This is a genomic window from Aliivibrio sp. SR45-2, from assembly GCF_963890165.1.
Taxonomy (GTDB): domain Bacteria; phylum Pseudomonadota; class Gammaproteobacteria; order Enterobacterales; family Vibrionaceae; genus Aliivibrio; species Aliivibrio salmonicida.
Genome location: NZ_CAWPRC010000143.1, coordinates 26,518 through 48,754 on the forward strand (window position 1 = coordinate 26,518; position 22,237 = coordinate 48,754).

Annotated in this window: 24 protein-coding genes and 1 riboswitch; of the genes, 12 read left to right on the forward strand and 12 right to left on the reverse strand. The window is 37.3% G+C overall.

Going from position 1 to position 22,237, the window contains the following annotated elements; translation table 11 throughout:
* Nucleotides 1-2 precede the first annotated feature (2 nt).
* From AACV33_RS07145 to AACV33_RS07155, 3 genes are all read right to left on the reverse strand, one after another.
* Nucleotides 3-1,022 carry an HlyD family secretion protein gene (locus tag AACV33_RS07145; RefSeq protein ID WP_182700037.1) on the reverse strand — a complete coding sequence of 340 codons (1,020 nt, stop codon included), beginning with the start codon at nt 1,020-1,022 and terminating at the stop codon, nt 3-5.
* A gap of 769 nt (nt 1,023-1,791) precedes the next feature.
* A complete protein-coding gene (locus AACV33_RS07150) occupies nt 1,792-2,925 on the reverse strand; it encodes a GGDEF domain-containing protein (RefSeq protein ID WP_182700038.1) in 1,134 nt (377 codons plus the stop codon).
* A 361-nt stretch (nt 2,926-3,286) separates the two neighbouring features.
* Nucleotides 3,287-3,724 (reverse strand): PACE efflux transporter, encoded by a 438-nt coding sequence (locus AACV33_RS07155; RefSeq protein WP_065609918.1) that lies wholly within the window; start codon nt 3,722-3,724, stop codon nt 3,287-3,289.
* 138 nt (nt 3,725-3,862) lie between these two features.
* On the opposite strand from AACV33_RS07155, the gene AACV33_RS07160 reads away from it, so the two are divergent.
* A complete protein-coding gene (locus AACV33_RS07160) occupies nt 3,863-4,750 on the forward strand; it encodes a LysR family transcriptional regulator (RefSeq protein WP_182700039.1) in 888 nt (295 codons plus the stop codon).
* A gap of 69 nt (nt 4,751-4,819) precedes the next feature.
* Here the strand turns inward: AACV33_RS07160 and AACV33_RS07165 are convergent, their stop codons facing one another.
* The 4 genes from AACV33_RS07165 to ectA form a co-directional block, all read right to left on the reverse strand.
* Nucleotides 4,820-6,247, reverse strand: coding sequence for an aspartate kinase (locus tag AACV33_RS07165; RefSeq protein ID WP_017021555.1), 1,428 nt, complete (start codon nt 6,245-6,247; stop codon nt 4,820-4,822).
* A gap of 82 nt (nt 6,248-6,329) precedes the next feature.
* Entirely contained in the window at nt 6,330-6,716 is a 387-nt protein-coding gene (locus AACV33_RS07170) for an ectoine synthase (RefSeq protein WP_017021556.1), read from the reverse strand.
* A 13-nt stretch (nt 6,717-6,729) separates the two neighbouring features.
* Nucleotides 6,730-7,995 (reverse strand): diaminobutyrate--2-oxoglutarate transaminase, encoded by a 1,266-nt coding sequence (gene ectB / locus AACV33_RS07175; RefSeq protein WP_023602789.1) that lies wholly within the window; start codon nt 7,993-7,995, stop codon nt 6,730-6,732.
* Between the two features lie 20 nt (nt 7,996-8,015).
* Nucleotides 8,016-8,564: a diaminobutyrate acetyltransferase gene (gene ectA, locus AACV33_RS07180; RefSeq protein ID WP_017021558.1), complete on the reverse strand. Its 549-nt coding sequence runs from the start codon at nt 8,562-8,564 to the stop codon at nt 8,016-8,018.
* Between the two features lie 390 nt (nt 8,565-8,954).
* Between ectA and AACV33_RS07185 the strand changes: the two genes are divergently transcribed.
* From AACV33_RS07185 to AACV33_RS07195, 3 genes are all read left to right on the forward strand, one after another.
* Entirely contained in the window at nt 8,955-9,911 is a 957-nt protein-coding gene (locus AACV33_RS07185) for a LysR family transcriptional regulator (protein WP_182700040.1), read from the forward strand.
* A gap of 294 nt (nt 9,912-10,205) precedes the next feature.
* A riboswitch (Fluoride riboswitch) is annotated at nt 10,206-10,270 on the forward strand.
* Between the two features lie 224 nt (nt 10,271-10,494).
* Nucleotides 10,495-11,187, forward strand: a complete 693-nt coding sequence (locus tag AACV33_RS07190; RefSeq protein WP_017021560.1) for an iron-sulfur cluster assembly scaffold protein — start codon at nt 10,495-10,497, stop codon at nt 11,185-11,187.
* A 14-nt stretch (nt 11,188-11,201) separates the two neighbouring features.
* Nucleotides 11,202-12,176, forward strand: a complete 975-nt coding sequence (locus tag AACV33_RS07195; RefSeq protein ID WP_182700041.1) for a GGGtGRT protein — start codon at nt 11,202-11,204, stop codon at nt 12,174-12,176.
* A 134-nt stretch (nt 12,177-12,310) separates the two neighbouring features.
* Here the strand turns inward: AACV33_RS07195 and AACV33_RS07200 are convergent, their stop codons facing one another.
* The gene (locus AACV33_RS07200) at nt 12,311-13,195 is read right to left on the reverse strand and encodes a LysR family transcriptional regulator (RefSeq protein WP_012552271.1); all 885 of its coding nucleotides are present in this window, start codon (nt 13,193-13,195) and stop codon (nt 12,311-12,313) included.
* A 150-nt stretch (nt 13,196-13,345) separates the two neighbouring features.
* Here AACV33_RS07200 and AACV33_RS07205 point away from each other — a divergent pair, with 150 nt between their 5' ends.
* Nucleotides 13,346-14,029 (forward strand): cation transporter, encoded by a 684-nt coding sequence (locus tag AACV33_RS07205; protein ID WP_012552270.1) that lies wholly within the window; start codon nt 13,346-13,348, stop codon nt 14,027-14,029.
* On the opposite strand, the gene AACV33_RS07210 is transcribed toward AACV33_RS07205, so the two are convergent.
* The gene (locus AACV33_RS07210; RefSeq protein ID WP_017021562.1) at nt 14,026-14,469 is read right to left on the reverse strand and encodes an Lrp/AsnC family transcriptional regulator; all 444 of its coding nucleotides are present in this window, start codon (nt 14,467-14,469) and stop codon (nt 14,026-14,028) included. The two genes, AACV33_RS07205 and AACV33_RS07210, sit on opposite strands and share 4 nt — an antisense overlap.
* A 109-nt stretch (nt 14,470-14,578) precedes the next feature.
* Here AACV33_RS07210 and AACV33_RS07215 point away from each other — a divergent pair, with 109 nt between their 5' ends.
* Nucleotides 14,579-15,166: a LysE family translocator gene (locus AACV33_RS07215; RefSeq protein WP_023602791.1), complete on the forward strand. Its 588-nt coding sequence runs from the start codon at nt 14,579-14,581 to the stop codon at nt 15,164-15,166.
* A 126-nt stretch (nt 15,167-15,292) separates the two neighbouring features.
* Nucleotides 15,293-16,141: a TPR end-of-group domain-containing protein gene (locus AACV33_RS07220; RefSeq protein ID WP_017021565.1), complete on the forward strand. Its 849-nt coding sequence runs from the start codon at nt 15,293-15,295 to the stop codon at nt 16,139-16,141.
* Here the strand turns inward: AACV33_RS07220 and AACV33_RS07225 are convergent, their stop codons facing one another.
* A complete protein-coding gene (locus tag AACV33_RS07225; RefSeq protein WP_182700042.1) occupies nt 16,142-17,044 on the reverse strand; it encodes a LysR substrate-binding domain-containing protein in 903 nt (300 codons plus the stop codon).
* A gap of 129 nt (nt 17,045-17,173) precedes the next feature.
* Here AACV33_RS07225 and AACV33_RS07230 point away from each other — a divergent pair, with 129 nt between their 5' ends.
* The 3 genes from AACV33_RS07230 (at nt 17,174) to AACV33_RS07240 (ending at nt 20,068) form a co-directional block, all read left to right on the forward strand.
* Nucleotides 17,174-17,584 (forward strand): VOC family protein, encoded by a 411-nt coding sequence (locus tag AACV33_RS07230; protein WP_065609906.1) that lies wholly within the window; start codon nt 17,174-17,176, stop codon nt 17,582-17,584.
* 18 nt (nt 17,585-17,602) lie between these two features.
* Entirely contained in the window at nt 17,603-18,124 is a 522-nt protein-coding gene (locus tag AACV33_RS07235) for an NADPH-dependent FMN reductase (protein ID WP_017021568.1), read from the forward strand.
* A gap of 339 nt (nt 18,125-18,463) precedes the next feature.
* On the forward strand, nt 18,464-20,068 hold the full coding sequence (locus AACV33_RS07240) for a mechanosensitive ion channel family protein (protein WP_023602795.1): 1,605 nt from the start codon (nt 18,464-18,466) through the stop codon (nt 20,066-20,068).
* 77 nt (nt 20,069-20,145) lie between these two features.
* Here AACV33_RS07240 and AACV33_RS07245 read toward each other — a convergent pair whose 3' ends face one another.
* Nucleotides 20,146-20,352 (reverse strand): hypothetical protein, encoded by a 207-nt coding sequence (locus AACV33_RS07245; protein WP_017021570.1) that lies wholly within the window; start codon nt 20,350-20,352, stop codon nt 20,146-20,148.
* 477 nt (nt 20,353-20,829) lie between these two features.
* On the opposite strand from AACV33_RS07245, the gene cspE reads away from it, so the two are divergent.
* Both cspE and AACV33_RS07255 read left to right on the forward strand, forming a co-directional pair.
* The gene (gene cspE, locus AACV33_RS07250; protein ID WP_012552262.1) at nt 20,830-21,039 is read left to right on the forward strand and encodes a transcription antiterminator/RNA stability regulator CspE; all 210 of its coding nucleotides are present in this window, start codon (nt 20,830-20,832) and stop codon (nt 21,037-21,039) included.
* Nucleotides 21,040-21,330: 291 nt separating this feature from the next.
* Nucleotides 21,331-21,540: a hypothetical protein gene (locus AACV33_RS07255; protein WP_012552261.1), complete on the forward strand. Its 210-nt coding sequence runs from the start codon at nt 21,331-21,333 to the stop codon at nt 21,538-21,540.
* A 30-nt stretch (nt 21,541-21,570) separates the two neighbouring features.
* Here AACV33_RS07255 and AACV33_RS07260 read toward each other — a convergent pair whose 3' ends face one another.
* Nucleotides 21,571-22,236 carry an HAD family hydrolase gene (locus AACV33_RS07260; RefSeq protein WP_017021571.1) on the reverse strand — a complete coding sequence of 222 codons (666 nt, stop codon included), beginning with the start codon at nt 22,234-22,236 and terminating at the stop codon, nt 21,571-21,573.
* Nucleotide 22,237 lies beyond the last annotated feature (1 nt).

Consider the following 22,237-nt stretch of genomic DNA (forward strand, 5'->3'; position numbering starts at 1 on the left):
GGTTATTCCGCTAGAGGAGCTAATGTATCAACCGTTACCGATGCACTCGCACCTACACGTAAAGGAAATTTAAGTTTATTTTGGTTGTTATCAAGCTTGATGCGAATTGGAAAACGTTGCGGTACTTTTACCCAGTTTCCTGTTGCGTTTTCAGGAGGAAGTAATGAAAACGAAGCGCCACTAGCAGGAGAAATTGCCTCGATAATACCGATGTATTTAATATTAGGGTAAAGATCTAACGTAATGGTTGCTTTCATGCCTTTTGTTACACGGCCGACATGAGTCTCTTTAAAGTTAGCTTGTACCCAATAGGAGTTCGCTTCTACAAGAGGCGTTAATGCTTGTCCGGGTACAACGACACTACCAGGATGAACCTGAACTTTACCTAGCGTTCCATCATGGTCAGCAAAAATATTGGTGTACGACAGCGATAAACTGGCTTGGCTTAATGCGGCGGCGGCTTTTTTAACTTCAGGAGAGGCGTCACCTTTTGCGCCTTGTGATTTAATCAGTTGAGACATGCGTGCTCTAGTGGCGGTGACATTGTTTTCAGCGGATGATAGCTTTTGGCGTGAATCATCTAAACTCTGTTCTGGTAATAAATTTTTTGACGCTAATTCTTTGATTCTTTTATAGGAAATCTGAGCATCACTCAGTGTTGCCATCGCACTTTTTACATCAGCACTGGCAGCTAGGATGGCATCGTCGGTGGCGGCATTATTGGAGGTTGCGATTTCATAAGCGGCTTTTGCTTCATCAAGTTTTGCTTGATATGGGGCAGGGTCAATTTGTACTAATAAATCGCCTTTGCTTACCGATGCATAATCTGTCGCGTCTGTGGCAATGACTTTACCGCTGATTTGTGGGGCAATATACACAATATTGGCATGAACATAAGCATCATCAGTACTTGGGAATTGCTCTTGATGCTTTACATAAAAGTAGCCAGCTGTAATAAGTCCAACGGCAATACATCCTGTAGCAAGTAGATTCCGTGTGAAGTGAGTATTCTTGTCTGTCATGTTCTGTCCTAATGTATTGTCTTTTTATTTAAGGAATAAAATCACTGTCTTTTTAAAAATAAATAAAATATAAGAATAAAAAGAGTGTTAAATTAAAGTGAATAATAAAAGCTATATAGGATCGATTATATTTTTTATTGTTAGCTTTAATTGATGATTATTAAATTATGTGTAGTTTTCATCATCTCTATCTATTAAAAAATAAGGAAATAGAGAGATTTAGCTATAACTAACTGTAGTCCATATATGAATTATCACCATTCTTAGATGGAAGTGATAAATTACAGAAACTGTGGGTTATTTTTGTAGGAACAACCAGTTATAGTCGTGTTCTTTGACTTAATAAGTTCTGAACAGGCTTATATGGTATCTGGCTTTAGCGAATTCTAGGTGAGTACCTGAGAGATCGTTCTTATGTTAATAAGTGGGGAGTAGGTCTTGTTATTCTTATTTTTCATGATCATTCTATCTATGTTTCTAGGTGATGTTCCGAATTATTTGATTAGAATGTTCCTCATTTTGTGAAATGTCTAGTTCTAAATATAAATAAGATTTTAAGTAATCAATGACTCAATGAAAGCGTTGTACCATATAACGTAAAGCAAACGTTTATATCAATAATTTATTATAAATATACACGCTTTAAGGGGTTGCAGAGTTGGATACGTTTATCTGAATTAATGGATGAGTTATGGTGGCTTTTAAAGCCTCACCGAGTAGGATTTTTATTTGCTCTTAATCATATAATATTTAAGATTGATATTGTTGTTTAGGTCTGTACCAGACAATCTCTCCCATTCGCTTTCGCTGTATATAAGGCACTATCAACACGCCTTATAAGACGATCCCAATTATCATTAGCCGTCATTTCTGTTAGGCCAAAACTAACACTATAGGTGATGGAGTCTATAGATTGAGCTGCGACCACCTTTTGTATTCTGTGAGCGATTTTCATCGATGTGTCTTTGGGAGAATTCAGTAAGATGATTAGAAATTCATCTCCACCATAACGTACACATACTTCATCGCTTCGACATTGTTCTCGCAGAATGGTTGAAAAGTTTTTTATGACTAAATCGCCATAATGATGCCCATACGTATCATTAATTCGTTTAAATTTATCGATGTCTGCCAATATGATAGATACACATGAATCTCTTTTGATTGGAAGGCGTGTTGCTAGAAACTCTTCTAATCCTTTTCTGTTGTAGAGTTTTGTTAGTTCGTCAGTGACAGAGGCGCTATGAATTTTTGATATTAGACGTTCAGTTAATATCCAGAAGACAGTAAAACTGATCGTGATACTTGTGACTATCATCAGAATGTAGGCCATTTTATGTACTTCTGAAATGCTGAGATAGTGTATTACTGGGATCTCTGTATAAGCCCATATTAAACGCAGACTCATCGCGATAGCGTTTATCATTAATATGGCATTAAGTAGAAGTAAAGGGGCTTTGTTGTCTTGAACTTGACCTGTTCTATTAATATAAATACCAATAATACTCATTATAATAATAAAGAAACTTCGAATTTTGATTCTAGCACTCACTGATGGTGTGACTAGAGTGAAGTAGGCAAAGGTCAGTATCGTTATTATTGAAATAATAGAACAAATTAAAATAATGTTTTTCTTTGGTGCTCTAATGTAAGCGATGCCGATAAACAATAGAGATACTGCGATGACATAAAGGCTATTTGAAACAAAAACGACGGCACAAGACGTTTGAGTGTAGCCTAAACTGATAGGTAAAATACTCAGAGCAAGTAAAAATAATGCGAAAGAGATGTGATTCACACCTTTAATCATCCCGTCAAACATGTATCGATAACAAAAAAACAAGCTGAAACTAAGCATTGCTGATAAGAAAACACTAACAATAGAAAGAGTGCTAATATCCATATAAACACCATTATTGACGAATATTTAGCCACTTCCTGTGTAGGAAAGTGGTTTGTATTTCAGTAATAAAAATAACCTCAACACCAATGGTGAAGCTAAAGTCTAATCTTATAAAGTCTCATTTTTATTACAAAGATATTGTGATATGCCTCCAAGTTATTTGATTAATTGAGATTTATTTAGGATTCATGGTGTTTTTATTTGATTTCATCAGGTTGATTTTTAATGTTTTTTGTGGAATTCATAGCGTGCGATATAGGGAATGTAGAGAAGAATACAGTGAGTTAGATGATATCCAACTCACTGTATAGATCGTGGTGTAATTAATGGTGATTAGAACTTTTTCTATCTTAATTAATATTTATGTTAATGATGGTTGAGGTTTGAGAGCTCTTCTAACAAATGTTGATCTTACATTGTCGTACACCAAGTTGAAGGTGAACGCGTAAATGGTAATAAAGATAGTTACACCGATGTCCATCATAAATGCTTCCAATAGTCCGACATTTAATAAGTAAGCCATGACTGGAATTGTCACAACTAGTAGTCCTATTTCAAATAAAACCACATGGAATATACGAAATGAAAGTGTGCGTTCTTTTTTCTCGCCAGTGAAGAATTTGTCAAATATCCAATTGAAAATAAAATTCCAAATCATGGCGATAGTGGCAATAACTATCATGGTCCCTGATAATGCGGTAATGTCGTGGCTTGTAAAAATAGCCAATCCAAGAATAGACAGTGATACTGCCAATACTTCAAATAATACAGCGTGAAAAATACGTTCAGTTGTTTTCATATCGTGACTCTTAATAATTATTGATACATTTAAAAATAATGAATCAGCGATTATAGAGAGTGAACAAAGCAGATAAAGTTAACAACCATCACAAACCGTGATAGCTTGGGTTCTTGAACTATTTATTGAGTTAATGCCATGTACAGTTTTGAGCAATTAAGAATTTTTGTCACTGTGTGCGAAAGCGGATCTTTCTCTGCGGCAGCTCGTAAGCTAAAGCGTGCTCAATCAGGCGTGAGTCAAGCTATTGCAAATTTAGAAATTACGATTAACCAAGAGTTGTTTAATCGTGACAAAAACACACCAATACTCACTGAGAGAGGTAAGGCACTATTACCTATTGCTCAATCAATTTTGCATCAACAAAAATATTTTGATCAAAAAGTCGAATCATTGGAAAGAGAGCATGAATACGAGCTAATAATCGCAATAGATGAGAGCTTAATTAATGACGATTTACTACAAATTTTGGCAGAGTTGGCTGATAAATTCCCAATAACTGATGTAGAAATCATCACTACTTCCACTTTTGATGTTGAAGAGCTCGTTAGAGAAGGGAAAGCACAAGTGGGTATCGTCTACGCTGATGGTGAGCTTAAAGTGGATATGGATTTTTTTACGTTAGGCCAAACTCGGTTTCTTACTGTCGTTTCTCCTGATCACGAATTGGCAGGGTTGCCGATGGTGAATGATGCGGCGCTAAAAGGGCATCGACAATTAGTGCATCGAAGCTCAGAGCGTAAAGAGTTGTGGTTTAGTTATGGCATCAGCTCTAAGTTGTGGTATGCGAATACTCACCAAACGTTACTGGATCTGGCTTGTCGAGGTATTGGGTGGACAATGGTGCCTGAGCACACTGTGACAGACTTATTGGCTCAGAATAAATTAGTTGCTTTGCCAATTGCTCATGAGTTTGATGGATGGTTAACACCAATGGGTTGCTTGGTCTCTCGTAGCCATGGCTTTGGTCCTGTACTGGAAGATTTATTGTCGTCATTACAACAACTCAGTCAAAAAAAACGCTAATTCATCGATTGTGAATTAGCGGATTTATATTTATCCAGAACTAAGGTTATTTACACTGTAAAAATGGGTCTAAGCCACCTGACTTGTCTTTAGTTGTGTGGTGGCTATATTCTCACAGAACTCATGATGAAGCGCACGTATGGCTGGTTGATAATCTTTGTCACTCACAACGAATTGTACGTTTACATTACGCATAGAAGAGTGCAAAGCAACTGGGGTAACATCATTGTTCATTAATGATAAGACGCCTTTTGCTAATGCTTTGTTGGTGTCAATTTGAGAACCAATGACTGATATTAGCGCAACCATTCGCCCTTTTATTGAGGCTTTTGGGTAACGTTTTTCTGCTTTATATAGCACTTTATTGACGCTTTCAGTACTTCCACCAAGATAGTAAGTAATTGAGTTAGCATTCATTTCTTTACCAATTAAATTCACTTGGGCATCTGAGATTATTTCCATTAACTCATAGCCAACGTTATCCACTTGACCGACCATTGCTTGATCAAACAAATGCAAAGCAAACACTTTTTCTTTGCCTGCGATGATCTCTACTTTGTTGGTTTCTGGTTGATAATCTGACGAAATTAATGTGCCTTTGTGCTCTGGTTCAAAAGTGTTTTTAATTTGGATTTCAATATCACTTTCTCGCAGTCCTGCTGCTGCATTAGGGTGAATGGCTTCCATACCTAAGCTTGCTAGCTGATCGGCAACATCGTAATTAGTGCGTCCAATAGGGAATACTTTATCAGTGCCCACCACACGAGGGTCAGCAGAACTTAAATGATATTCTTTATGAATAATGGCTAAATCAGCGTTGGTAAGAGAAGCGATACGACTAAAGGTCATTTCGCTGTAACCGCGATCATAAGTGCCCATTAAGCCTTCTTTACAGTAAGCGTAACCAGTAACGATCGGTAGCTCTGTTGTCACATCAATATCTTTAAATACATCAGTGATGGTTTCATCTAACGTTCTTGGAGTTTGGTTATCCCACCCAGAGAGGTCGACGAATTTAGCGTTAATTCCAATAGTTTTAAGTTTTAATGCTGTATTAAAGGCACTATGTGCTTCACCAATAGAAGAGAGGAATTCTCTAACTTGCGGTAAATATCGACGTAGAGAAAATTGACCGTATTGGCAGGTTTGAAGAATGTTTGAGATACAATTTTTGGCTTCATCAATTCGTGAGCAAATAAATTTATCCGCTCTTAAACGATTTAATGGATCGATAAAAAGGTGTTCATTAGTGAGTAACATACGATTTTTTACATATTCTAATGCTTCATCCCAACTGTCATCACGTTTAGCGATCAGTTTATAGACACCCGGCTTACCTGTTTTTTTACACTCAAGTAATGAGTCAGTAATGCCGCCATAGGCTGATACAACAAAAACACGGTTATATGGATTGGCTGGACGAAGGAATATGTTATCTAAAACGGCATCAAACGCCGTCATAGACGTACCGCCGATTTTTTCTACGGTATAAGTCATTAAGAAATCCTTTTTTTGACTTTGAATTATGAAGATAAGAGGAGGAATATTAGGGGTGGGGCACAAAGCCCCAATCGGAATATTAATCAATAATAGGGTAGACGCCGTTTTTATCGTGCACTTCAGTACCGGTAATCGGTGGATTGAAGACACAAGCCATCACCATTTCTTTATCTTTATATGCTCGTAAGTAGTGTTCATCATGCTTATCAAGAATATATAAGGTACCGGCTTTTATTGGGTACGTTTCACCGCCAACAACTTCTATTTCGCCTTCGCCACTCATGCAATATACCGACTCTAGGTGGTTCTTGTAATGAATATGCGTTTCAGTATTTTGGTAAATTGTTGTGATGTGAAAAGAAAATCCCATATTGTCATTTTTCAATAACATACGAACGCTTTCCCACGTTTCTGATACTACGCGTCGCTCGCTGTCACGACATTCATCTAATGTTCTTACTATCATGATTCTTCCTTGCTTAAGATGCTTTTTTGAAATAGGTAGAAGCTACCGCTTCAACGGCATTTTCGAAGATAGTTAATCCTTCGATAAGTTCTGATTCTGTTATCGTTAATGGACAAAAGAATTTTACAACTTCATCAGCAGGTCCGGCAGTTTCGATGATCATGCCATTTTTAAAGCATGTCTTAGCAATTTCAGTTGAGATGAGTGCATTTTCACACTCAACCCCAATCATCATGCCGCGTCCTTTTTGTTTTACAAATAGTTTAGGGTGGCGCTTGATTGAGCGTTCGATTACGTCACTTACTTTTTGAGAGCACTGTTTAATATGTTCTTCAAAATTTGAGTTTGACCAATATATTTCAATGGCTTTAGCCGCAGTGATGAACGCGTGATTGTTACCACGGAAAGTACCGTTGTGCTCGCCTGGTTTCCATTGGTCTAATTCAGGTTTAAGTAAAACGACTGCCATTGGTAAACCGTAGCCACCAATTGATTTAGACAGTGTAACCATATCAGGTTTGATACCTGATGGTTCGAAACTAAAGAAGGTTCCTGTACGGCCACAACCTGCTTGAATGTCATCAACAATCATAAGAATGTCGTTGGCTTTACAAATCTTACTTAAACGTTGTAACCATTGGTTTGAAGCAACGTTTAATCCACCTTCACCTTGCACTGTCTCTAAAAGAACAGCGGCAGGTTTATCTAGTCCACTTGAGTTATCAGATAACATGGTTTCGAATAGGTTAAGTCCATCAATATCTGCATAGCCTTCAAAAGGAATGCGAGTGATATTGTTTAAGCTAACACCTGCGCCTTGACGATGATGTTGATTACCTGTGGCAGCTAACGCACCAGCAGTACAGCCGTGAAATCCATTTGTAAATGCCACAATATTAGTTCGGTTTTTTACTTTTCGCGCCAGTTTTAAAGCGGCCTCAACCGCATTTGTTCCCGTAGGACCTGTAAATTGAACTTTATAGTCGAGATGTCTTGGCTCAAGAATGTAATGATTTAGCGCATTTAAGAATGTTGCTTTTGCGCTTGAATGCATATCTAGGCCGTGTGTAATTCCATCTTGTTCAATGTATTCAAGCAAAGCTTGCTTTAAAACTGGGTTGTTGTGACCGTAATTGAGAGAGCCTGCTCCGGCAAGGAAATCGAGGTAACGTTCCCCGTTTTCGGCTTCTAACCAGCATCCCTTTGCTTTTTGAAAAATAACAGGAAAGTTGTTTGAGTATGAACGTACTTTTGATTCTCGTGTTTTAAAAATATTCATGATGATTCCGTTTATTATTCCTATTTTATTGACGATGAATGTAAAGGGATGCGATACAAATATTCAGTATCGTGTTTATCTTTGAAGTGTATTTTTTTGTCTAGAAAAGTGCTTACTTCGCCTTGATTACCATTATTAGCGTCGAGCTTTTTAAACAGTGACCAAGAGGCGTCATTTGCTTTGGTTATCGTCGTTTCTAAGGCTTTTATATGCTTGAGGCTTTCTCGTTGTAAAAGTGTATTTAGCATGGAGTAAGCTAAACCTTTACCTCGATAGCGGGGAGAGACGGCAACTTGCCATATAAACAAAGTGTTTGGTTCATTCGGTTTTTGATAACCAGAAATAAAACCAGCAAGGTCGTCATCTTTTTCTGCTAAAACGCAGGTATTACTGAAATGTGTAGATTGAAGAAAGTTGCAGTATGAAGAATTAATATCAAGTGGTGAGCAGTCGGTGATCAATGAATAAACATTGTCACCGTCTGTCCTCGAAGGTTCTCGAAATGTCCATTTTTTACTGGGGTCAGTGTCAATACCTGAACACAATACCCAAGGTGCTAATATAGCCATATGTAAATACATATCCTTTGTACTCTAATTAAATTCGTTGTCATTATGCCCATTCTTTGGGGGGTAAAAGCAAATAAATAGCATTTACATGAGTTAGGTTGCGAGTAATATCACGTTTTGTGGCTATTTTTTATCAGGCATGGCGTTTCTTTTTGTTTTAAATAGATTAGTTCTCTTAGTATTTATTTTTGGTTTTGAGTGTTTAATCTATCAAAATTTCGATGTTTGATTTATAAAGTTAAGGATGATTGGGCCAGTTTTAATGTGATGATGGAGGAAAGGTGGGGGCTTTTTTCTTTTTATAATGAATCGTATAAAGAGTCAGTAGCACTGTTATTCAATTTAAGGTTTAATGCTCTTTAATCGAACATCTAATATTTGGAACATGTAATGTCTTTGGTTAACCAGCTTTCTTTATTTATTGATGTCGTGCAGCAAGGTTCTTTTACAAAGGCGGCAGCATTGCATGATATGGATAATTCCTCGTTGTCTAAGCAAATTAAAAAGCTAGAAACCGAATTGGGCGTTCAGTTGCTTAATCGTTCAACGCGATCGTTTTCATTAACGCCTGCGGGAGAGGATATTTTAGATCAGGCACATAAACTTCTGAATACGCTAGGGGATGTGAAATCAATTGCTGATTCATATCATACCGATCTCAAAGGTCGCATCCGTATAACGGCTCCGTTACATATTGGTCAACAATACCTCCATCCTGTTATTAGTCAGTTTATGAAAGTGTATCCAGACGTTGAAATTGATCTTTTAATGGATGATAAGCGGACGGATATTATATCTGATCACTTTGATGTAGCTTTTCGATTAGGGCGTTTAGATGATTCAAATTTAATTGCGAAGAAACTTGCTGATATTCGTCCTGTTATCCTTGCTTCGGAGGACTTTATTAAGCAGTACGGAGAGCCGAAAAAACCTGAAGAGTTGGAGTGCTTACCTTCTGTCATTTACAGTAATGGTTCTTTGACTGTCGATGCGATGAAACTGAGTGATAGCCCAGACTCCACTCAGTTTAAAAGTTATAAAATGAAAGGAAATTATAAAGTTAGTGATGTACGAACGCTGTTAGCAGCGGTGAAAGATGGTTTAGGCTATGCGATGGTATATTCTTCAAATCTTGAACGTTCAATAACTGAAATGAAGTTAAAGCCATTACTTACTCATTATTTACTTTGCGATCAAGGTGCAGCGTTGTATGCATTGTATCCACATAGAAAACAAACGGCGTTAGTGAGGGAGTTTATTACTGCTGTTGAAAAGCATATTGGCGATTCTCCGTGCTGGGAGAAGCACGTTCCTGAGTTTGATACGATGTACCAAAAGAAAAAATAGCTGATCTCAGCAGTGAAATAAGAAATAAAGCTCATGCCCATGAATTAAGTCAACAATTTGAAGCGGTCGTACTGGGTTATGCGAAAGTGGATGTGGTTTATTTAGGACAAAAGTTAATGGTAAAAACATTATAATAATCAGTTTGATAGCGTGAATTTGACGAGTAAGATAAAAGCGTTATTTTGTAGTAGGCTCTTTTTCTTTATGGTTATATGAATATAAAACGCAACATTTTTATGTGAATTTAATCTAATAACGTTGTTGCACAATAGTGTGATGTAGGTCTAATATAAAGGCGTACAAGGTGATGGGGTGCCACCTACTTAACCGCCAATTTGGCTGATGACTCCTACAGTAAAGAGAACAGGTGTATCTGTTTGAACGGTCTTAATAAACCGAACTCAACAATGACCTGATCAATTATAATTGGCGAGACAATGCCATGTTGCGTAGATAATTGTGCCTTGCATAATGTCTTCCGATGTAATTGATTAGCAAGTAGTTAAGTTCGAGTTGATCGCTCTTGGTCTGTAGGTTATCAATGCCCTCCTACACCTGTTTTCCTAATCATTGGGAAAATATTATGCAATACGCATCAGAAATTCAAACCATGTGCCCTATTCAAAGAGGCGATCTCCACCCATCAGCTCCTATCCCTGTTGAAGGTCGAATGATAAATCCAAAAGAAGTCATCGCGATTTCAGGATTAAGTCATGGTGTTGGTGCGTGTGCTCCTCAACAAGGTGCAGCAAAACTTACCCTTAACGTAAAAGACGGCATCGTCGAAGAAGTATTGATTGAAACGATCGGTTGTTCTGGTATGACGCATTCTGCTGCGATGGCTGCCGAAATTCTTACCGGAAAAACCATTTTAGAGGCAATGAATACCGATTTAGTGTGTGATGCAATTAACGTTGCGATGCGTGAAATCTTCCTTCAATTTGCTTACGGTCGTACTCAATCTGCATTCTCAGAAGGCGGCTTAGAGATAGGTGCTGCTTTAGAAGATTTAGGTAAAACCAAACGAAGCCAAGTAGGAACAAGCTACTCAACTAGCGCCAAAGGCGTTCGTTATATGGAGCTTGCTGAAGGATATGTGACACGTTTAGGCCTTGATGAAAATAGTGAAGTGATTGGTTATGAATATTTGAATCTTGGAAAAATGATGGCTGATATTGGCAAGGGTGTATCTGCAGATGATGCATTAAAAGCGGCATCAGGTACTTATGGACGCTTCGCTGAAGCGGTAAAAACTGTCGACCCACGTCAAGAATAATTGAGGCCATCATTATGAATACGAATATCCAAACCCTACTTGAAGAAATGAATTTCTCTACATTAGATGATGCGTATAACTATTGTCTTGAAATGAATATTGATCCTAAAAAATTAGTCATTGATACCCAACCAATTGCTTTTGATAATGCATGCGATGCTTATACGTTGGGCTCGGCATTGGCGTTATATCGCAAGGCCGGCAGTGCAGCGGCAGCAGCGAATATTATTGGTGAAGGTCTACAAGCATTTTGTAAAAAAGGCAGCGTGGCAGCGCAACGTCAAGTTGGCCTTGGTCACGGTGCTCTAGCGGCTCGTTTATTATCTGATGAGACTCAATGTTTTGCTTTTTTGGCGGGTCATGAATCTTTTGCTGCAGCTGAAGGCGCGATAAAAATCGCACTTAATGCAAACAAATCACGTAATACACCATTAAGGGTTGTGTTGAATGGTTTAGGTAAAGATGCAGCGTACCTTATCTCTCGTATCAATGGTTTTACTTACGTAAGAACGCAATTTAATTATCAAACTGGTGAGTTAGTTGAAGTAAGCAGAAAATGTTTTTCACAAACACAACGCGGTGACATCCTTTGCTATGGGGCTGATGATGTGCGAGAAGGCACGGCAATTATGCATGCGGCAGGAGTTGATGTCAGTATTACGGGTAACTCAACCAATCCTACTCGTTTTCAACATCCTGTTGCTGGTATCTACAAACAAGAACGTTTAGCACAAGGTAAACCGTATTTTTCAGTTGCATCTGGTGGCGGTACGGGTCGTACATTACATCCAGATAACGTAGCCGCAGGTCCTGCCTCTTATGGTATGACAGATACGATGGGCAGAATGCATGCGGATGCACAATTTGCAGGGAGTTCATCTGTTCCTGCACACGTTGCAATGATGGGCTTTATTGGTATGGGGAACAACCCAATGGTTGGTGCATCAGTTGCGCTTGCGGTTGAAGTTGACCAACGTTTAAATCGATAAATAAAAAAGGTTGGAGATAGTTTCTATTTCTAACCTAATGATTCTTTGTGAAGGTATCGAGGGGGTATTCTTCGCAGAGGATTATTAAATTTTTTAATGGTTTGTAATCCTACCTGATTATCTATAAATAACGACTATTCAGACACTTCCAATAAATAATCTTCTACTTGCTCTGATAACCAATCAATAATGACGCCACGAGGCATGGTTGCTTTTGTCATTTCAGCAAAAGATTGCCAATTCATCGCGCGGTTATGTTTAAGCACTTTCAATGTCCCATCTCGTAAATGTTCATTGATTAAGAGTGAAGGAACCGAAGACCAACCTGTTTTATCTAATACTGCATCTCGTAAGTGTTCATAAAAAGTAAGTGCAATATACTTACTTGATTTTGGTTCAACGACCATTAATCCATCTTCATCAATATAATTTACTATGATTTCGGTATTGCTTTCAAGATCGGTTAAGTTCACTTTTCTGAGTTGACTTAAAGGATGATCTTTATGGGCGACAGACATCATTCGTATCTGGCCTAATTCATTTTGCTGTACATGCAATAATTCATTATTTATAGGCAGTAAACCATAAGCAACATCAACAATGTTTTGCTCAACCATTTCTTCTAATTCAGGAGAAGGGGCGACATAAATTGAAATACTGGTGCTTGGGAATTTGCGACTCATTTTACCTAATATTTGACGCCAAACCACTTCAGGTAATGCATCATCACGAACGACACGAATTGTAGAGGCGACCCCGTTATTGTATTGAAAGCACTTGTTTTCAATATCATTGCTGATCAGTGACATTCGTTGAAAGTCATGAACAAGGGATTCGCCTATTTCTGTTGGAGTAATGCGGTTTCCTGTGCGAGTTAATAAGACGGTATTAAGCTCATCTTCTAATGCATTTAACGCGGCACTGACTGTGGTTCTGCTTTTTTGAAGTTTGCGGGCTGCTTCTGCAATTGACCCCATTTCAACAGTATATAAAAACATTTCAATTTGACTGGTTTTCATGATCTAAACTCAATAATGGCAGTGATGATAAATATTAAAAGCATTAAGCGACGAATAACCTGACGCTGACTGATTATCCTATCACCAATTTTGGTTATATTATGAGTTACATATATAAAAAAGACGAAAAATAAGTCGATGGAGTAAAATATGTCATATTTAATTAGAAAAGAGAGGCAGCTGTTACTTGTCTCAACATTTTCAGCACTACTGTTTGCCATTATAGGCATCGCATTAGGTACGTTGATTCATTCGTTAGTGATTATTTTTGATGGGGTGTATTCATTAGTAAGTTTAGGTCTAACATTAATCTCGTTAGCGGCCGTACTTTATATCAGACAAGAAGATATATCGAAAAATATTAAGCGCGTTAAGGTAATTGAGTCTTCAGTTATTTTACTTAAAGGGATCGCAATTACCTTAATGTGTGTACTGTCATTTATTGCTGCAATTCAAGCCATTATGCAAGGCGGTAGAGAAGTAAATACAGGCATAGCCCTCGCGTTTGGTGCCTTTAGTATGGTGGGTTGTTACACCAGCTATTGGGTAATGAAAACACAAGGTCGTGAAGTTAAGTCTGCTTTAGTTGATGCAGAAGCAAAGCAATGGTTAATGGATACCGTAATCAGTGCCGCTGTATTTGTGGGCTTTATGGCTGCGAAAATATTATTACTGACGTCATACGCTGAATACGCAAAATTAGCGGATCCAACAATGGTGGTTATTGCATCCGTTTATTTCATTATTGTGCCAGTAAAAATGATATTGAATTCAACGAAGCAATTACACAAATTAAGTCGAAACTGCACGATAGCAAAGTGCTTACACGTCTAAGTTCGTTCGTCTTTAGGCGTGTCCATCACCACTAATGTTCCAATCGCGTTGACCTGAGAGATTTCTCCAAGCACATTTGAATGAAAGTGCTTATAAGACTGTAAACTTTCAGTCTCAACGCGAAGTAAATATTCATTGGAACCCGTAATATTGTGGCATTCAACCACTTCTTTAGAATCCATGATTTGGGCTTCAAATTCTTTTTGTGATTTCTTACTGTGATTCGATAATCCAATCGTTACATAAGCAATAAATCCTATCCCACATTTATTTGGGTTTAATACAGCTCGATAACCTTGAATCGTATTACTACGCTCTAATTCTTGTACTCTTCGTAGTGTCGCTGATGGCGATAATCCAATCCGCTCAGCCAGCTCAACATTGCTCAATCGACCATTCAATTTCAACTCTTGCAATATTCTTTCGTCAAATCTATCCATAGCGACCAAACCTTGTGAAATTTCTTTATTTTAAGCAAATATAGACAGAAAATTTACCTAGTCTCGCATTAAGATACAAGAAGAATTTAATCTTGATAAGATCGTCATTATGGAATACCCGCATCTACTTGCTTTAATTGCTTTTGCCTTTGTTGGCGCTTTCACCCCTGGCCCGAATAACATCATGCTAATGACCTCTGGTGCGAATGTTGGTTTTGTTCGTACTATTCCACATATGCTCGGTGTTATTTTGGGTTTTGCTTTTATGTTGGTGTTGGTTGGGTTGGGATTACTTCAGTTTTTTCAAACGTATCCACAATTAGAGAAAGTATTGCAGGTTGTTAGTGCAATTTATTTACTTTATCTCGCGTACAAAATAGCAACAAGCGAACCGGTTAATAGTATTAATGGGGACTACAAACCAATGTCGTTTTTAAGTGCGGCCAGCTTTCAATGGGTAAACCCAAAAGGGTGGTCAATGGCATTGTCGGTAATGAGTATTTATGCTTCTAGCTCAGATATATTCAGTGTTTTTTTAATCGCATTTGTGTTTATTTGTATTAACGTTCCAACCGTTAGTTTTTGGACTGCGGCGGGAAAACAGTTGCAGAAACGATTAACCAAACCAAGCCACCTTAAAGTCTTTAATTACAGCATGGCTGGTTTATTAGTTGGGTCAATGGTGATTGGTTTTTAATCATTTACGGTTCTGTTTTATAGTTTATTTGTGGGGTCGCCTTGTTAATACAATGTAATTTACGAGGATGTGTTATCTTTAAATATATCACGTTCTCGTAAATACACGATTAATAAGGTCATCCCTATGTATCGAAACATCTTTCTGCTCGTTATCACCCTTTTTACTTCCCTTTCATTACAAGCTGAAGAGCAACGATATTCTGAAAAAGAGTATGTTGATAGACCTTTAATGGAGCGCTATATTCTTGATGAATTAAAAGCATTAAGAATGGATCAGCAAGATTTAGAACGAAGAATGACGATACAAATTACGGATCGTGAATTATCGGTTGCAGATAAGTCATTAAATTACTCAAATGTCACAGTGACTTATTTCTTTTACGTGATTGCCGCAATGGCGTCGTTGGTTGCTCTTATTGGGTGGCAGTCATTAAAAGAAATGAAGCAGAATACGAAAGAGATGGCCGATAAACAATTGACTAAAATAGCCCAAGATTATGAGAAAAAATTTGGTGCTTTAGAATTGGACTTAAAGCGGAAAACCCGAATTATTTCAGATAATAATCGTGAAATTGAAATCATTAATGAAGTACATAATCTGTGGTTGAGAGCCCAAAGTGTTCAAACAGCAGAGCAAAAGATGGACGTATATGATGAGATTTTAAAAATACGTCCAGGTGATTTAGAAGCATTGACTTATAAAGCGGATGCGGCGATGGAGATGCGAGAATTCCATTGGGCATTAAGCTTATGTAATCGAGTTTTAGAAGTTGATGATCAAAATGCGCATGCATTGTATCAGCGTGCATGTGGTTATTCTCAATTAGGTGCGGACGTACAAGCCATCGATGATTTACAACGATCTATTAGAGCGAGTGCGTCCATGCGTGACTTAGTTGGAGAAGAACCAGATTTTGACCCGCTTAGAGGTTTAGAGCGTTTTGAAGCATTATTAGAAGAAGAAGAAAAATAATTAGTCACCAAGGTGCTCTGTAATAAAGTCTAAAAAGCAGCGCACCTTTCCTGACATGTTCTTTTTGCTTGGGTACACCATATACACATCAATTTTTAATTTAGGATAGTCCCCAAATAATTCGATTAATTTTCCTGTTTCTAGTTCATCCGTTAAGTGGAAGCGAGGGATTCGAGTGATCCCTTGCCCTGCTAAGCATAAAGACAATTCCATAAATGAATTATTAGTGATTACCTGACAGTGCAGTGGTACGGGTAATTCTTGATGATCTTTATCAATAAAATCCCACACGCTGCCCTGTTTTACATACGTATATCCAATGGTTTTATGTTGGGATAGTTCACTTGGATTTTGAGGGTAACCGTATTTTATTAAATAATCAGGAGAAGCAATAACAACGCCTTCTGAGCTTAAAAATCGACGACTTATTAAGCTCGAATCTTCGAGTTGATGAGAGGCTCGAATAGCCATATCAAACCCTTCCGCTACAATATCAATCTTTCTATCATTCAGGTCTAATTCTAAAGTGATGTCTGGGTATTGGTCTGAAAATAGCCCTAAGATAGGACGTAACCGAGAGAGTGCAAACCCAACAGGGCAACTCACTCTTAGCCGTCCTTTAGGCTTATCTTGTTGTCCTGAAATGGCATTTTCAGCGAATTGTGCATCTTCAATCAGTTGTTGGCATTGTTGAAAATACAACTCTCCTTCAGGTGTTAATCGCAATGTGCGTGTTGTGCGGTGAAGTAACCTTACGCCTAAGCGTGCCTCTAATTTTCCTATTTCTTTGCTGATATAAGACGTTGAGTGCCCACTGATGTGTGCTGCCTTAGTAAAACTGCCGCTGTTAACGACTTCTGTAAAAATCACCATGCCATCAAATAAGGCTGAATTAAACGTCACTTCTGCTATCCCCACCAAGTATTACAAGTCATATGGAAATAATCATTGCACATTTAGGCTATTAATCAATATCTGTAATTAAACTATAGTTAGTTCATAGGATAACGGTTCACAAAAAAAGAAATAAGAATGAAGCAAATAACACGAATAAATCATATTGGTCTTCGAGTTAGCCATTTTGAAACCTCTCGTGACTTTTATGCCAAATTAGGATTTGAATACGTTACAGGCCCAAGTGGACCTGAGCCTGTTGCGATTGTAGAGCATCCGTCGGGTATCAATATTAATTTTATTCTTAATGCCAATCAGAATAAAAAAGAGAATGTGTTGATGGATGTGGAATTGAAACACACAGGATATACCCATGTCGCCATTGAAGTCGATGACATGGAGAAAACGTTAGTCGAACTTGAAAAGCTTGATATATCGTTAAGTGGGAATGTAATGAAGCACCCAACTGGCGGATCTTGCTTTATCCGAGACCCAGATAATAATGTGATTGAGTTTATAGAATATGTTGGCCTCAACGCATTTCAGTAATAATGATAAGGAATAACCATGAAAGTATTAGCACTAGCAGCAAGTAATAGCTCAACTTCAATCAATAAGCAATTAGCCGTATACGCAGCAGGGCTTGTACCAAATGCTGAAGTAGAAGTTCTGGATCTGAATGATTTTGAAATGCCAATTTTCAGTGAAGATAAAGAAAAAGAATTAGGCCAACCAGAACTTGCTCAGCGCTTCTTTCAAAAATTAGGCGACGCAGACGTGATTGTTATTTCATACGCTGAACATAATGGTTCTTACTCAGCGGCGTTTAAAAACGTGTTTGATTGGACATCTCGTATTGATATGAAAGTATATCAAGGTAAGCCAGTTATTATGCTTGCTACTTCCCCAGGTCCTGGTGGTGCGAGTTCTGTATTAGCAGCAGCAACTGGTTCTGCTCCTTACTTTGCAGCGGAAGTGAAAGGTTCACTGTCTATTCCTAGTTTTTACGATAATTTTGACATGGAAAAAGGTGAGTTAAAAAATGAAGCGCTGGCTGAGAAATTAAAAGCAATTATTACTGAGCTATAAATAATGATAAAGCAATTTTAACTGATTGTTCGTATGTGAAAGGGCGTATTTATTTTATATAGATACGCCCTTTTTATTGTTTTAAAAATGAATAGTAGCGATGCTAATTAACATTTTTCATTAGAACACAGAAAAGCTGAATTAAATTATATTAACGATATCAAACACACATCGAAACATAACGGAGTAAAGTTTCACTCAGTAAATTTATTTTTAAGTCACAAATTCTCAACAAGTGAACGTAATGTCATCATTTATCACTATTATTGATAAGAGTTATGCACGAGAATAGACAGGCTTAGATTATTATATGGTCATGATTTATATAGGACGTTTTTTATGATTAAGAAATATGTAGCTTTGTTGCTATTGATGGTGAGCTTTATTGCACCAACGTATGCACAAAGCATTGATGAAATGAAAGTAACACAGCAAAACTTACAAGAACGCTTAGTACAATTATCTGCGGCAGATCCTGCTGATAAGCTCTTTTTTGAAGATGTACTTCGTCGAAAGAATGAAGAAATTAGAAACAATATTTCTGAAAAAATTCAAGATGAAACGAAAGATCCTGCACTTGTTGAAACCGTGCGCTTAGAAATGAAATTAGTAAATCAACTATTGGCATACAGTCAGAAAGAGTTGATTCGTATTACTAAAGCGTCAAGAAAAGCAAGCGGTGACGAGAAGGCTGACCTAGAATTTGCGGCTCAAAAGCGCTTAGGTATGATGGACCAATATTACGTTGAAGCTTTTGAAACGTTAGCTTGGGGTGAGTCGTTAAATATTGATTTTGCAAATGAAGAACAAAACATTTTAAAAGATCTAGAAACTAGAGCTGACCTATTATTTAATGTTATTCATTATCTTGATTCACAACGAAATGATATTGCTCAACGTCTTAAATTTGCTTCTCCTGAGCAGAAAGTAACGCTAAAGCAAAATGCTGTGAACATGGCAGAGCGAATATCGTTGATGGTTGCAAGCTTAGAAGCAACGACGGCATTGATGGAAGAAAATAACGTTGATATTACAAAATATAAACAGCTTATCTTCTCAATTACGGGCGATATTAATAGCGATGTATTAGACGTAAGCGTTGCTTATGGATTAACTGAAGAGTGGGCTAACGGGTTTAAGGATTGGGCGATTGAGAATGCGCCATCGTTGGTTTTAAAAACGCTAATATTTATTATTATTTTATGGGTAACTCGAGTTATTTCTCGTTTAGCTAGAAAAGCGATAAAGAAAAGCGTGTCTCATTCTAAAATGAAATTCAGTCATTTGATGCAAGATTTCTTTGTTTCAATGGGCACGAAGCTGGTAACGTTAATTGGTATTCTGATTGCGCTATCGCAAGTTGGTATCAATTTAGGACCACTATTAACAGGCTTTGGTGTTGCTGGTGTGGTTATTGGTTTTGCACTTAAAGATACATTATCTAACTTTGCATCAGGCATGATGATCTTAATTTATCGTCCATTTGATGTGAATGATTTAGTTGAGATTGCAGGCATTACGGGTAAAGTAAGTCACATGAACCTAGTGTCGACTACTGTTAAAACAATTGATAATCAACAGCTTGTTTTCCCGAATAATAAGATTTGGGGCGATGTTATTAAGAATGTAACGGCTGAGACTGTACGACGTGTCGACATGGTTTTTGGTATTGGTTATCAAGATGATATTGAGAAAGCGAAAGCCATCTTTAATGATATCTTAGCGAGTCATCCTGCCGTATTGAAATCACCAGAACATATGGTGAAATTGCATACTCTTAATGAATCATCAGTCGACTTTATTGTTCGCCCATGGGTGAAAACTGACGATTATTGGGATGTGTATTGGGAAGTGACAGAAACCGTTAAGAAACGCTTTGATGCTGAAGGCGTGAGCATTCCGTTCCCACAACGTGATGTGCATGTTTATAAGCATGATGCTTAATATCTGGGTATAAAATACAATAAATAAAAAAGGAGTGATTCTGAATCACTCCTTTTTTTTGTTTTTATTTTAAGCGACTATTTATCTGAATCGATAGTAATGTCAGATGGCTTTTTAAATTTCTTTATGATGAGAGAGACAACAAAAAACACGACACCGACAATAAGAGCTGAACGTAAGATAGTGAATCCATCATGCTCTAATTGTTGTACATGAGGGCCTACAGAGGCAAATAAGCGTAAACTGAAGAAGGCCAACATGATAAATGGGATGATTTTGTTCATTCGTTTATGCTCCGTTAATGTAGGGTGTCGTTATGTAGTGTTAACAATAATAACGAAAGGTAAGTCAAATTGAATCGCCTTTATTGGTAATGTAAGTTTACTTTTTTATCAGACCTTGATGTGTTCAAAAAACTGGGTGATTTGTGGGGGACGACAAGATTGAATGTCTCCGCTAAAGAAAGGCAAGATCTACGTATTATGTTTAGCAACCTTCTGCCTTAATTTTCGGGTGAATGAAAATTATTTTAAAATAGATGAAGAAAAATCTTTACAATATTCGGCAGTAGGGTATTATTCATCTCGCTCTGTTGCTCAGAGTTGTTAATGAACATCAAGTAAAAGTAAGCCTTAGTATTTCTTCGTAATGTTGTTATTCTCAGTGTTTCCCTTAGCTTTGTAGTCACATTTAATAATTCAAGCTCTAAGCGCATCGCATTATGCGATTTTTTATGAATTTAAATATATAAGGGACATCACATGTCTAAAACAACTGGTATCGTTAAATGGTTTAACGAAGAGAAAGGTTTCGGTTTTATCACTCAAGATAACGGCGGCGCTGACGTATTCGTACATTTCCGTGCTATCGCTTCAGAGGGTTTCAAAACTCTTGCTGAAGGCCAAAAAGTTTCTTTTGAAGTTGAGCAAGGCCAAAAAGGCCCACAAGCTGCGAACGTTGTAGCTGCTTAATTTCAAATAAGTAGCGCAGATGGTATTTATACCATTTGCGCTACTTTTAAATGCTTTATTAACACTCGATTTAGTTCTACTCTGTAAGATATAAACATTTCAAACATCTGCTCCTGTTTTGTACTTGTCCTAACCTCTCTTATTTACTTCTACTATTTTAGTTTTAATCCAATCATTTTCTGTAACATCAATCTATTACATCATTTAAATTAATTTTTTAGCCTCATTCTATTTAAAAAATGCAGGTCAAAAATTAAGCATATTTCTTATTTATAAATCCAAAGGTACTAAATGAACGTAAGTTTTACTATTTTCAAAAATAATGTTTCATGGGACGCTCCAATTCACCAACTAAACAGTGATGTTTTATTGCGTAATGTCTTAATCAAAGGCAATTTGAATACGTTTGATATTCAATTTTCATATTGTGAAGAGACGGGCGAAGGAAGTATTACCAATAGCGATAATCACTCTATTGGCAACTTTTCAATTTCTTACTAATTAATCACGTTTTTAGATTTAACTGAACTTTTATTGGCTCCCCCAAAATAGCACTGGCCAATTCTTTTTCTCTGAATAGCTTTTTAGTGGTTCACAAGGATTTACCAAGTACGTATGGTCCACGTACAAGCACAATGGTAAATCGTTGATAGAATCGGTATAAAAGTGAATATCAGAATAGGTATTTTTTTCTCCACCTAGCCATTCCGTTAGTCGCGTTACTTTCCCTTCTCTATAGCTTGCTGTACCTAATATATGGCGAGTGTAATAACCATTTCTTTCTTTTAAATCAATACCAATAGCATGTTCAATGCCAATTTTTTTAGCGACCGCTTTAACTAAAAATGTGACGGATGCAGAGATGATCACAATATCTATGTTATCGTTTTTTAATTCTTGAATTAGTGTTTTGGCTTCGGGAAACAATAAAGGCAAAATTCGCTCTTCGACACATTCTTCCGTAAGTTCTGTGATTTTTTCTTTTGCCACGGCTTTCAATGGATGCATTGAGAAGGCAAGGTAATCTTCCATATCCATCAAACCCCGCGAATACAGTGCCATTAAACGTTTATCTTCCGTTAAAAAGCTAGGATCCGTGACAATTCCTTTATCCACTAAGAACTCATTCCAAATCATGGCACAATCACCGTTGATCAACGTGTCATCCATATCAAATACGTACAATGGTTGCATCATA